The 11,931-nt window shown below is 69.3% G+C and carries 13 protein-coding genes; 1 reads left to right on the top strand and 12 read right to left on the bottom strand.

The features are described from left to right. Nucleotides 1-199: 199 nt before the first annotated feature. Nucleotides 200-433 carry a hypothetical protein gene (locus tag FHU13_RS18815; protein ID WP_183437376.1) on the top strand — a complete coding sequence of 78 codons (234 nt, stop codon included), beginning with the start codon at nucleotides 200-202 and terminating at the stop codon, nucleotides 431-433. Nucleotides 434-635: 202 nt separating this feature from the next. Here FHU13_RS18815 and FHU13_RS18810 read toward each other — a convergent pair whose 3' ends face one another. The 12 genes from FHU13_RS18810 to FHU13_RS18755 form a co-directional block, all read right to left on the bottom strand. Continuing rightward, nucleotides 636-1,055, bottom strand: coding sequence for a TerB family tellurite resistance protein (locus FHU13_RS18810; protein WP_183437375.1), 420 nt, complete (start codon nucleotides 1,053-1,055; stop codon nucleotides 636-638). 309 nt (nucleotides 1,056-1,364) lie between these two features. Then, nucleotides 1,365-1,862: a PTS sugar transporter subunit IIA gene (locus tag FHU13_RS18805; protein WP_183437374.1), complete on the bottom strand. Its 498-nt coding sequence runs from the start codon at nucleotides 1,860-1,862 to the stop codon at nucleotides 1,365-1,367. Continuing rightward, nucleotides 1,862-2,590 carry a response regulator gene (locus FHU13_RS18800; RefSeq protein ID WP_183437373.1) on the bottom strand — a complete coding sequence of 243 codons (729 nt, stop codon included), beginning with the start codon at nucleotides 2,588-2,590 and terminating at the stop codon, nucleotides 1,862-1,864. Before FHU13_RS18800 ends, FHU13_RS18805 begins: the two co-directional genes overlap by 1 nt. A gap of 24 nt (nucleotides 2,591-2,614) precedes the next feature. Beyond that, nucleotides 2,615-5,341, bottom strand: coding sequence for a sensor histidine kinase KdpD (locus tag FHU13_RS18795; RefSeq protein WP_183437372.1), 2,727 nt, complete (start codon nucleotides 5,339-5,341; stop codon nucleotides 2,615-2,617). Beyond that, nucleotides 5,331-6,281 carry a hypothetical protein gene (locus tag FHU13_RS18790; protein ID WP_183437371.1) on the bottom strand — a complete coding sequence of 317 codons (951 nt, stop codon included), beginning with the start codon at nucleotides 6,279-6,281 and terminating at the stop codon, nucleotides 5,331-5,333. Before FHU13_RS18790 ends, FHU13_RS18795 begins: the two co-directional genes overlap by 11 nt. Before the next feature lie 19 nt (nucleotides 6,282-6,300). Further along, nucleotides 6,301-6,906 carry a K(+)-transporting ATPase subunit C gene (locus tag FHU13_RS18785; RefSeq protein ID WP_183437370.1) on the bottom strand — a complete coding sequence of 202 codons (606 nt, stop codon included), beginning with the start codon at nucleotides 6,904-6,906 and terminating at the stop codon, nucleotides 6,301-6,303. Nucleotides 6,907-6,919: 13 nt separating this feature from the next. Continuing rightward, the gene (gene kdpB, locus FHU13_RS18780) at nucleotides 6,920-9,007 is read right to left on the bottom strand and encodes a potassium-transporting ATPase subunit KdpB (RefSeq protein ID WP_183437369.1); all 2,088 of its coding nucleotides are present in this window, start codon (nucleotides 9,005-9,007) and stop codon (nucleotides 6,920-6,922) included. A gap of 60 nt (nucleotides 9,008-9,067) precedes the next feature. Beyond that, entirely contained in the window at nucleotides 9,068-9,268 is a 201-nt protein-coding gene (locus FHU13_RS18775; RefSeq protein WP_183437368.1) for a hypothetical protein, read from the bottom strand. Nucleotides 9,269-9,270: 2 nt separating this feature from the next. Beyond that, the gene (gene kdpA / locus FHU13_RS18770) at nucleotides 9,271-10,986 is read right to left on the bottom strand and encodes a potassium-transporting ATPase subunit KdpA (RefSeq protein ID WP_183437367.1); all 1,716 of its coding nucleotides are present in this window, start codon (nucleotides 10,984-10,986) and stop codon (nucleotides 9,271-9,273) included. Nucleotides 10,987-11,020: 34 nt separating this feature from the next. Next, nucleotides 11,021-11,110 carry a K(+)-transporting ATPase subunit F gene (locus FHU13_RS18765; RefSeq protein ID WP_183437366.1) on the bottom strand — a complete coding sequence of 30 codons (90 nt, stop codon included), beginning with the start codon at nucleotides 11,108-11,110 and terminating at the stop codon, nucleotides 11,021-11,023. A 221-nt stretch (nucleotides 11,111-11,331) separates the two neighbouring features. Then, complete coding sequence (locus tag FHU13_RS18760) at nucleotides 11,332-11,640, bottom strand: hypothetical protein (protein ID WP_183437365.1); 309 nt, start codon at nucleotides 11,638-11,640, stop codon at nucleotides 11,332-11,334. Continuing rightward, nucleotides 11,637-11,777 (bottom strand): hypothetical protein, encoded by a 141-nt coding sequence (locus tag FHU13_RS18755; protein WP_183437364.1) that lies wholly within the window; start codon nucleotides 11,775-11,777, stop codon nucleotides 11,637-11,639. Before FHU13_RS18755 ends, FHU13_RS18760 begins: the two co-directional genes overlap by 4 nt. Nucleotides 11,778-11,931 lie beyond the last annotated feature (154 nt).

Genomic DNA, 11,931 nt, shown 5'->3' with positions numbered 1-11,931 from the left:
CCAAGCCCGTGCGGTCGCGCCCGAGCGCAGCCCCCGATCAGGGACGCCGGGCCGGTTTTCGACGGGATGGCCCTCCCTCGGCCCGACATCCTAACGGGACACCTACGGGATCGGCGGCGCCTCCCGCTCGAACCCTAACGCGTCCCGGCACAGCTTAGGGGCGCGGTCCCCGAAGGATCGCGTGAACCTCGGACACACGATGACTCCCACCGTTCAGGGCACCGCCATCCATGCCGACGCTTCCACCGCGACCGCGGTCCGGTTCGTCGTCGGTCAGGACCCGGAGGGCCGCTGGGTGGCCGTCGAGATCCATGGGCGCGCCGGCGGCTTGTTCCGGAGCCAGGAGGCGGCGATCGATTTTGCCGAGGACGAGACCGGCCACCGGCCCGACGCCGTGCGCCTGTCCGGCGAGCGCATCGCGTTGCGCATCTAGAGCCGTATCCGACCTGAAAGCATCAGGTCGGCGTCTCTGGGCCTCGATTCCGGCGCGCTTTCTTTCGCCGAACCCGCATCCACTTCGTCGGACAGCGCTCTAGGAGGCCGGCTCGCCGGGTTCGGCGGCCTCGGCTTGGTCTCCGCACGACCTGCGCCGAGCCCCCGGGCCGCCGGGCTCCCGGTGGGTCTGGTGAGTTCGGTCAGCGGTCCAACACGGAACGGTCGTTCTTGGCCACGAGCGTGCGGAAATGCGGCGTCAATTCGCTCTCCGACAGCGCGAAGGCCTGCGCGAATTGCAGGATCAACCGCTCCTCGCCGGGCTCAGCCTCGCCGTCCGACATCGCGCTGTCGATCATGTTCAAAACGATGCAGAGCTTCTGCTCCGGCCGCAGCCTGGGTGCCGCATCGGCGAGGAACTGGGCCGGCTGGGTGACGCGGGTGTAGTGCAGGATCGCGTCGAGTTGCTGCCGCGTCGCGCCGCGTCCCAGGACCGAGATGAGGTGGCCGATCTCCTCGGGGTCGATCTCGCCATCGGCGGCCATGCAGTAGATCAGGGAGGCGGTCAGGCAGTTCCGCGGTGTGAGGTCGAGGGAGCCTTGTGACTTGAACATGTTGAACATCGATGGGTCTCTCCGGGCGGCGCGACGCGCGACCGCCGACGTTGCGGGCTCCTCGGCGAGGCGGCGCTTCCGGCCCGCCGCGACGCCTTTCCGCCCCGGGCAATCCTGCATGCGCGACGGCGAGGTTGACGGCACCGCTCCCTACGCGCTCCGTGCATCGAATTGACGACAGCGCCAGGCGCCGGGGCCGATTCCAGCCGTCCGGAGGCGAAAGCCCGGACTCAGGGTTCGTGTCTCTCACGAAAGTCCCGCCGCGCTGTCGTCGGCAGAGCGAGAACGGTCAGGGACCGGGAGTTCTGTGAGGCACTCTTACACCTTGCCGAGGGGCCGGCCGCTCACCAGCGCATAGAGGCCGGCCGCGTCGCGCGCGCCGCGCAGGGCCGTCGCGGTGTCCGGGTCCCGCAGCCGGCGGGCGACGCAGGCCAGGGCGTTCAGGGGCTCGCCGCCGTTCGCCGCGGGCAGCAGCAGGAGGAACACGAGGTTGACCGGCCGCTCGTCGATCGCCTCGAAGTCGAGGGGATCGCGCAGGCGCGCCAGCAGGCCGTAGGGCCGCCGGAGGGCGTCCAGACGCGCGTGCGGCAGGGCCACGCCCCCACCGATTCCGGTCGAGCCGAGCCCCTCGCGCCGGACGAGGGCCGCGAGGATCGCGCCTGCGTCGAGATCGAGCGCCCGCGCCGCGCGCCGGGCCAGGTCTTCGAGGAGGGCGGCCTTGCCGGAGACCCGCAGGCCGTGGATCACGCGTCCCGGCGCGAGGATGCTGTCGAGGGTCACGGCCTCGTCCAGCACCGGGCCTATGGGAGCCCGCATCAGGGATGCGTCCCCGTCACGGCCGGGGGCGGCTTGAGGGCTGGTTCGTCATCCGGAGCCCGCAAGCGGTAGCCGACGCCGGTCTCGGTGAGGAGGATGCGCGGGCGCTCGGGGTCGACCTCCAGCTTCTGCCGCAACTGACGGATGTAGACGCGCAGGTATTGCGGCTCCGACGAGACTGAGACCGCCTGCATGAGCTGGGCGTGGGTCAGCACCTTGCCGGCATGCATCACCATGACCCGCAGGAAATCGTACTCGCGCGGGGTGAGCTTCACCTCGACGTCGTCGACCCGCACGATGCGCCGGACGAGATCGACCGAGAGGCCGTCGACCCGGAAGACCGGGCGCTCGCCCCGGATCGCAAGCTGGTGCCGCAGGGCCGCCCGCAGGCGGGCGAGCAGCTCCGCCATGCCGAAGGGCTTGGTGACGTAGTCGTCCGCGCCGAGGTCGAGCGCCTCGACCTTGCCGCCCTCGTCGTCCCGGCTCGACAGCACCACCACGGGCAGGCCGGGATGATCCGCGCGGATCGCACGAAGCAGGTCGTGGCCGCGCATGTCGGGCAGGCCGAGATCGAGGATGACCAGATCGACCCTATCCCGCCCCAGCACCGCCAGGGCGGCGGCGGCGTTGCCGGCCTCCAGGATGGCGTAGCCCTGCGTGGACAGCCCCATACGCAGGAGCTTGCGGATCGGCGGCTCGTCGTCGATGACCAGAATGGTCGGGCTCATGGGGTTGGGCTCATGGGGTCGGACTCATGCGGCGATATCCTTCGCGGCGTCCTTCGCGGTCCCGGACGGAACCGGCAGGGTGACGGTGAAGCAGGCCCCGCTCCGGTCCTGGCGGTTGGCGGCGGTGACGCTCCCGCCCATCGCCTCGACGAAGCCGCGGGCGATGGCGAGGCCGAGGCCCGTGCCGGCGCGGACCCGGTCGCTCTTGCGCACCCGGTAGAACTTGTCGAACACGCGCTCGGCCTCCGCCTCGGGAAGACCGTCGCCCTCGTCCAGCACCTCGATGCGGACGGACCCGCCGTCCCTTCGGGCGCGCACGGTCACCCGTGTGCCCTCGGGGGCGTATTTGGCGGCGTTGTCGAGGAGGTTGACGAGCACCTGCTCGAACAGGACCGGGTCGAGCCTCAGGGTCGGCAGGTCGGACGCGACATCCACCGCGACCCGGTGGCCCGCCAGCACCTTGTCCACCCGGCGCAGGGCCGTGTCGACGGTCTCGGACACGTCCTGAGGCGCGAGGTTCGGCGCCACGGCGCCGGCCTCCAGGCGGGTCATGTCGAGGAGGTTGGCGATGAAGCGGTTGAGCCGCTCCGATTCCTCGATGATGGTCGCCAGCAGGTCCGCCTTGGCCTCGGGTGGGAGCGCCGCGTCGAGATCGCGCAACGTACTGGCCGCGCCGAGCACGGAGGCGAGCGGCGTCCTCAGGTCGTGGCTGATCGAGGTGAGGAGCGCTCTCGCCAGCCGGTCCGTCTCGGCGGCGCGCTCGGCCCGGTCTAGATCCTCCACCAGCCGCACGCGCTCGAGGGCGAGCGCGCCCATGTCGGCGAGCGCGTCGAGCAGGCGGCGTCCCTCCGGCGTCAGGAGCGGCCCGGTACCGTCGGCGTCGAGGCCGATCACGCCGAGGGTGCCGCGGCCCGTGCGCATCGGCAGGAACAGGCGGCGGGCGCCGGGCAGCGTGTCGGCGCCGCGCCCGGCCGGGCGGTCGTTGTCGAAGGCCCATTGGGCGGCGGCGCGGTCGGCCTCGTCCAGCTGGTCCTCGGGCGGGTAGCCGGCCCGCACGGTGACGGCTCCAGCCTCGGGCAGCAGCAGCACGACCCGGACCTTCAGCATGGCCGCGACCTGCGCGGAGGTGGCCCAGAGCACGTCGTCGAGGGTGCCGCAGCCGGACAGCTTGCGGGAGAAGCCGTAGAGCCGCTCGGTCGCCCGCGCCCGACCCTGGCTGACGAGGGCCGAGCGGCTCACCCGCGCCGCGAGGTTCGAGACGATGACCGCCACCACGGTGAAGAGGAGGAAGGCGGCGACGTTGGTCGGATCGGCGATGGTGAGCGTATAGACCGGAGGCAGGAAGAAGAAGTTGTAGGCGAGCGAGGCCGTCACCACCGCCGCCAGCGACGGTCCCAGGCCAAGGCGCACCGCCACAGCCACCACGGCCGTCAGCAGGATGAGGTCGGCGTTCTCGACGCCGGTATAGGGCTGAAGCAGGAGCGCGAGGCCGAGCCCGGCCGCCGTCACGATGAGCGCGAGGGCGTAGGACGGGAGATCGATCCCCGCGGGCGGCGCAGCGGTGGCCACAGGACGGCGGGCCGCCGGCTCGGCCGGCACGGCCGCGCCCGGAACCACGTGCACGCTGATGTCGCCGCATCGCCGCACGAGGTCGTGCACCACCGAGCCGTTCAGGAGCTCGAAGCCCCAGGAGCGCGTCGCCTTGCCGACGATGATGTGGTTCACGTTGGCCGATCGCGCATAGGCCAGGACGTCGTCGGCGACCCGCCGCCCGCCCGGCAGGGTGACGGCGTCGCCCCCGAGCCGATCGGCGAGCCGCAGCGCCTCGGCGATCCGGTCGCGCTGCGTCTCGCTGAGCGAAGCCGCCCGCGGTCCCTCGATCCAGAGCGCCGTCCAGGGCGCGTGCAGACGGTCGGCGAGCCGCTTGGCGTAGCGCACCAGGCCGGCCGCTCGCGGGTCCTCGCTGACGCAGACCAGCACGCGCTCGCCCGCGGCCCAGGGGCCGGGGATCGCGTTGGCCCGCATGTGGCTCAGCAGTTCATCGTCGACCCGGTCGGCGGTGCGCCGCAGTGCCAGTTCGCGAAGCGCCGTGAGGTTGCCGCGGGAGAAGTAGTGCTTGAGCGCCCGCTCGGCGTTCGACGGAACGTAGACCTTGCCCGCCTTCAGGCGCTCGATCAGGTCGTCCGGATTGAGATCGACCACCTCGATGTCGTCGGCCCGGTCGAGGACGCTGTCCGGCACCGTCTCGCGCACCCGGATGCGGGTGATCGAGGCCACCACGTCGTTGAGGCTCTCGACGTGCTGGATGTTCAGGGTCGTCAGCACGTCGATGCCGGCGTCGAGCAGCTCCTCGACGTCCTGGTAGCGCTTCGGGTGGCGCGAGCCCGGTGCATTGGTGTGGGCGAGCTCATCCACGAGCGCGAGTTCGGGCCGCCGGGCGAGCAGCGCGTCGAGGTCCATCTCCTCCAGCACCGTGCCGTGGAAGGGGACGGCGCGGCGCGGGATGATCGCGAAGCCGTCGAGCAGCGCCTCGGTCTCGGCCCGGCCGTGGGTCTCGACCACGCCGACCACGACGTCGGCGCCGGCCTTGAGCCGGGCCCGCCCGACGGTGAGCATCTCGTAGGTCTTGCCGACACCGGGCGCGGCCCCGAGGAAGACCTTGAGCCGGCCGCGCGTCCGCTCCTCCCGGCGCGCCGCTTCGAGCAGGGCGTCGGGCGAGGGACGGTTCGGGTCGCGAGAGTTAGAATTCACTTGTCTCGAAACCGCTATCAGCAGCACATATTCCTACGCTGCTCATCAGTTTATAGGCGTCCTCAAATGCTTCGGCGACGTACTCGACCTGTGATGGCAGCACTTTGATAGGAAGTGGATTGCGGGCGCTTGGATTGTGGACTATCGCCGTAGGCTGCGGCCGTCCAACAAGTATTGACTCGTCTAGATCAACCGCCCAAATTGCACTTATTTGCGAAAAATGCTGATCGAGAAAAGTGTCTGCAGGAACACCAATTCCGTTTGGTTTTATTATTTCTGCCCTATATTGATAGTCGCTATCGACGATTTTCAGAGAATTTCTGTCAATTTTGACCTGCATGGGGCCGAGACAAAAAACTGCCTCCGCTGCAAAGGGAAACTGGCTTATACCATTGATCTGTCCCCACATTCCACTAAACCCTCTTAGCAGTCGTGCATTGACTGCTATGACATAGACATCATCTGGCCCCACGATTCCCTTTTCGAGATAACCCTTTGTGCTACCATCCCTCTTTCCTAGAAGTTTTTCGGCCTTCTCTTTAATTGCAGCGGTCCAGCGAAGGAGGATTTCTTCGTGCGGAAAAGATACAGCGGTACCAGGGACATGATTGATCCAATACGAAGGGATACCCTCAGGCTTTGGCGTGATCACTTCAACATGGATCGTTGTATCGTCATACTTTATCTTAAAGTCCGGACCACTCGGTGGATGAGAGAAATCGAAACCGTATCGCTTCAAATAATAATGAATTAGAATTTCGGAGAATTGCTGCCAAAATTCCGAGTCAATCGATGAAGAAATCCTGTCTTTTATTTCCTTTTTATCGAGACTAGCAGAAATAAAATCTGCGCATTCCGCGATAATGGCCTCTTTCAGCTCCAAGTTCGGCATCGCCTGATAGCGGCGTCTCAAACTTGAGACATGATCCATCTGAGGCATCTTGAACGTTCCTAGCCGATTATCTTCGACTTAAATCATCCAAAGCGAGGTTCAGCGCCAGCACGTTGACGCGCGGCTCGCCGAGAAGGCCGAGGGTGCGACCCTGGACCTGCGCGGTGACGAGGCCGCGAACCGTGTCCTCCGGCAGGTTGCGGGCCCTGGCGACCCGCGGCACCTGGAACAGGGCGGCCTCGGGCGAGATGTCGGGATCGAGCCCCGAGCCGCTCGTCGTGACGAGATCGACCGGCACCGGCTGGCCCGGATTCTCGGCCTTGAGCCGCTCAACGTCACCCCGCAGGCGCTCGGCCAGCGCCACGCTGGTGGGACCGAGATTGGAGCCCATGGAATTGGCCGCGTTGTAGGGTGCCGGCACGGTCTTGGCCGCGTCGGCCGGGTCCGGCGCGGTCGTGGCGGAGGGCCGGCCGTGGAAGTTGCCGGCGTCCGTGAAGGATTGCCCGATCAGGGCGGAGCCGACGACCCGGCCGTCGCGCTGGATCAGGCTGCCGGCGGCCTCGGCCGGGAAGATGATCCCGGCGAGGCCGGTGACGGCAAGCGGGTAGGCCAGCCCCGTGACCGCCGTCAGGGCGACGAGGAGGACGAGGGCGGGGCGAAGCAGGTTCGACATGGGCGGTCTCTCTTCAAGCGAGGTGGAGGGCGGAGACGGCCATGTCGATGGCCTTGATGCCGATGAAGGGCACCAGCACGCCGCCGAGGCCGTAGACGAGGAGGTTGCGCCGCAGGAGCGCGGCCGCGCCGACCGCGCGGTAGGTGACGCCCCGCAAAGCCAGCGGGATCAGCGCCACGATGACGAGCGCGTTGAAGATGATGGCCGAGAGGATCGCGCTTTGGGGCGAGGCGAGCCCCATGACGTTGAGCGCCTGAAGCTGCGGGTAGAGCGTCAGGAACATCGCCGGGATAATGGCAAAGTACTTCGCCACGTCGTTGGCGATGGAGAAGGTGGTGAGCGCCCCGCGCGTCATCAGCAACTGCTTGCCGATGCCGACGATCTCGATGAGCTTGGTCGGGTCGGAATCGAGGTCGACCATGTTGCCGGCCTCGCGGGCGGCCATCGTGCCGGTGTTCATGGCGACGCCGACATCGGCCTGGGCGAGGGCGGGCGCGTCGTTTGTGCCGTCGCCGCACATCGCCACCAGCTTGCCCTCGGCCTGCTCCCTGCGGATCAGGGCCAGCTTGTCCTCCGGGGTGGCCTGGGCGAGGAAGTCGTCGACGCCGGCCTCCGCCGCGATGGCGGCCGCGGTGACGGGGTTGTCGCCGGTGATCATCACCGTGCGGATGCCCATCCGGCGGAGTTCCGCGAAGCGCTCGCGGATGCCGCCCTTCACGATGTCCTTCAGGTGGACGACGCCCAGCAACCGGCCGTCCTTGGACACCGCCAGCGGCGTTCCGCCGGCCCGGGCGATGTCGTCCGCGATCGCCCGCACCTCGGCCACGGCCTCCGTCTCGGCGGGATGGTAGGCGAGCGCCGCGCCCGAGCCGCGGGTCGCCATCGGCAAGCCGGAGACCGCCGCGATCACGGCCTCGACCGCGCCCTTGCGGATCGCGCTGCCGTCGAGGTCCACGCCCGACATGCGCGACTGCGCGGTGAAGGGCACGAAGGTGGCGTTGAGCCCGGCCATGTCGCGGGCGCGAATGCCAGCCTGCTCCTTGGCGAGCACGACGATGGAGCGGCCCTCCGGCGTCTCGTCGGCCAGCGAGGCGAGTTGCGCCGCGTCGGCCAGTTCCTGCTCGGAGACGCCGCGGACGGGCCGGAACGCGGTTGCCTGCCGGTTGCCGAGGGTAATCGTGCCGGTCTTGTCGAGGAGCAGCGTGTCGACATCGCCCGCCGCCTCGACGGCGCGGCCGGACATGGCGAGCACGTTGAAGCGCACGAGCCGATCCATACCGGCGATGCCGATGGCGGAGAGCAGCGCGCCGATGGTGGTCGGGATCAGCGTGACGAACAAAGCCACCAGCACGATGACGGGAATCGACCCGCCCGCATAGGCCGCGAAGCTCGGGATCGAGGCCACCGCGAAGACGAACACGATGGTCAGCCCTGCGAGCAGGATGTTGAGCGCGATCTCGTTGGGCGTCTTCTGGCGCGCCGCGCCCTCGACGAGGCCGATCATGCGATCGACGAAGGTCGAGCCGGCCGCCGCCGTGATGCGCACCTTGATCGCGTCGGATAGCACCTGAGTGCCCCCGGTCACCGCCGAGCGGTCGCCGCCGGATTCGCGGATGACCGGCGCCGACTCGCCGGTGATCGCGGCCTCGTTGACGGAGGCGACGCCCTCGATGACCTCGCCGTCCGAGGGGATCAGGTCGCCGGCCTCGACCAGCACCACGTCGCCGACCCTGAGCGACGTGCCGGGCACGGTCTCGTGGCGGCCGCCGGGGCCTGTAAGGCGCTTGGCCGTCATCTCGGTGCGGGTGCGGCGCAGGCTTTCGGCCTGGGCCTTGCCGCGCCCCTCGGCGAGAGCCTCGGCGAAGTTGGCGAACAGCAGGGTGAACCAGAGCCACAGCACGATCTGGCCGGAGAAGAACAGGTCGCTCCCGCCCATGGTGAGGTCGCGCAGGAAGAGCAGCGTCGTCAGAGCGGCCACCACTTCGACCACGAACATCACCGGGTTGCGGATCATGGCGCGCGGATCGAGCTTGGTCAGCGCGCCGAGGAGCGCCGGCCCGACCAGGGCAGCGCTGAACAGGGATTTTTTCTCACGGGACATGGATCGTTGCGTCCGGAAGGGGGAGGGGGCCCGGCGCGTCCGGCCAGACCTTGGATGGGGTCAGGGCGCCGCCGTGCCGGCGGCCAGGGCGAAGGCCGCCAGCAGGGCGAGACCGCCGAGCAGGGCCACGCCGAGGAGCGCCAGCACGAGGTCGGACGAGCGGGCCGGCCGGAGCGGGCCGCCGTGCGCCCGGTGCCGGGGCCGGCGGCGCAGCGCCGGGTGGGGGCGCGGTATGCGCCGGGAGGAGAGGGCGCGCGGCATTCTCAGCCCCCCGCCGGAAAGGTCTGCCCGGCCGCGCCGGCGAAGTGCTCGACGATGGGGCCGAGCGCCAGCGACGGGAAGAAGGTCAGGCCGCCGACGATCAGGATGACGCCGACGAGGAGCCCGACGAACAGGCCGCCATGCGTGGGAAGGGTGCCGGCGGAGGCGGGCAGCGTCTTCTTGGCCGCGAGCGAGCCGGCGATGGCGAGTGCCGGCACGATGACGAAGAAGCGGCCGACCAGCATGCCGATGGCGAGCAGGCTGTTGTAGAACAGCGTGTTGCCGGTCAGCCCGCCGAGCGCCGAGCCGTTGTTGGCCGCGGCCGAGGTGAAGGCGTAGAGGATCTCGGAGAAGCCGTGCGGGCCGGCATTGGCGGGGCCGGCCAGCCCCGCCGGGAGCACCGTGGCGAGCGCGGTGCCGCCCAGCATCATCAGCGGCAGGCAGAGGATGGCCAGCATCGCCATCTTCACCTCCCGCGCCTCGATCTTCTTGCCGAGATATTCGGGCGTGCGCCCGACCATCAGCCCGGCCACGAAGATCGCCACCACGACGAAGACCAGCATCCCGTAGAGGCCCGCGCCGACGCCGCCGACGATGATCTCGCCGAGTTGCATGTTGAGCATCGGGATCAGGCCGCCGAGCGCCGTGAACGAGTCGTGCATGGCGTTGACCGCACCGCAGGAGGCGGCCGTCGTCACCACCGCGAACAGGGCGGAGGCGGGGATACCGAAGCGGATCTCCTTGCCCTCCATGTTGCCGCCGGAGAGACCCAGCCCGTTCAGGACGGAACTGCCCGCCGCCTCGCTGCCGTAGGTGACCGCGACGCCCGCGAGGAACAGCACGCCCATGGCGGCGAGGATCGCCCAGCCCTGGCGCTCGTCCCCGACCATGCGGCCGAAGACGTTGGTGAAGGCGGCGCCCAGCGCGAAGATCGAGACGATCTGGACGAAGTTCGCCAATGCGGTGGGATTCTCGAACGGGTGGGCGGCATTGGCGTTGAAGAAGCCGCCGCCGTTGGTGCCCAGCATCTTGATCGCGACCTGGCTCGCCACGGGACCGAGCGCGATGGTCTGCTTCGTCCCCTCCAGCGTCGTCGCCTCGACGGAGGGCGACAGCGTCTGCGGTATCCCCTGCGCCACGTAGAACAGAGCCAGCCCGGCGCAGAGCGGCAGCAGCACGTAGAGGGTGCAGCGGGTGAGATCGACCCAGAACGATCCGACAGTGCGGGCCGAGGCGCGGGAGAACCCGCGGATCAGCGCGACGGCGACCGCCATGCCGGTGGCCGCCGAGAGGAAGTTCTGGTGTGTCAGCCCCAGCATCTGGCTGAGATACGACAGCGTGCTCTCGCCGCCGTAGTTCTGCCAGTTCGTGTTGGTGACGAAGCTCGCCGCGGTGTTGAAGGCGAGATCCGGCGCCACTGCCGCCTGACCCATCGGGTTCAGCGGCAGCCCGTCCTGCAGGCGCAGCACCGCGTAGAGCAACAGGAAGCCGAGCCCGTGGAAGACGAGCATGGCGAGGCCGTAGCCGAGCCAGGTCTGCTCGTGGCGCGCGTCGATTCCGGCGGCGCGGTAGAGCCCGCGCTCGATCGGAGCGAGCAGGGGCGAGAGGAGGGTGCGTTCGCCGGTGAAGACGCGGGTCATGTAGAGCCCGAGCGGCTTCACCAGCGCGAGGACGACCGCGCAGAACAGCGCGATCTGGATCCATCCGTTGAAGGTCATGGGAGGGGGGTCCGTCAGGGCCGCGCGAAACCGCTCAGAAGCGTTCCGGGCGGACGAGGGCGAAGGTGAGGTAGGCGAGCAGCCCCGCGGTCACGAGGGCGCCCAGGGCGAGATCGAGGGTCATCGAAGCCTCTCAGAGGCGCTCGCAGAGCGCGGCGTAACCGACGGCGAGGCCGAAGAAGGCGAGGCCGCCGAGCAGGAAGACGATGTCGAGCATGGGAGGGTCCGTATCGATTCGGCCGGTAGCCGCGGTCGCCCCGCGGCCGATCCGGGCCGGTCCCGAATCTGGACGGGAACCGCGTTAGGGTTCGAGAGGGAGAGGCATGCGATCTTATAAGGATCGCATCAGGATCGACCCGCTCCCGGCTTCAGCGCGCCTGCCGGCTGTGTCTCCGGCCGCCAGACGGCCTGAAGCGCCCGGCAGGCGCCGGGCGCCGCGAGGCGCAGGGCTCCGGGGCAGGCGGCGCGCCACCGGGCGCGGTCGACCCGGATCACGCCGGTCTCGGCATCCGCGAAGCCGCGATAGGGCACGCCGCAGACGGGGCAGCGCCCGCCGATGGGCCGGAGTCCGCGGCTGCGGCCCCGCGCATCCTCATGCGCACAGGGAACGGCGGCGGCCGGGAAGCGCGGGCCGAGACGAGCCCCGACGCTCACGATGCGGGCAGCCCGTCGAGGACGTTCAGGGCCAGCATCGCGAGGGCGAGAGCCGACCACGCACCGAGGCCCAGGATCATCGGGGCGAAGAGACGGTCGGCCCTGAATTCGGCGGCGATGTGCCGGAGGACAGTCATTTTCGAACTCCACGCGGGCGAAGGCCCGGTGGCGCGAGAAGTCCCGCCGACCCCGTTAGGGAACAAGACGAAGACGGAACCTCCGGTATCAGTCCGTCATCAGGAGCGGCCGCCACGCCCCCGCGCAGGCGCGCTCCACCGCGCGCGCGCCGAC

Origin of the sequence: Methylobacterium sp. R2-1 (genome assembly GCF_014191355.1) — a bacterium.
In the GTDB taxonomy this organism is placed as follows: domain Bacteria; phylum Pseudomonadota; class Alphaproteobacteria; order Rhizobiales; family Beijerinckiaceae; genus Methylobacterium.
Note: the sequence above shows the minus strand (reverse complement) of the source record. Positions and strands in the feature narration are given on the sequence as shown.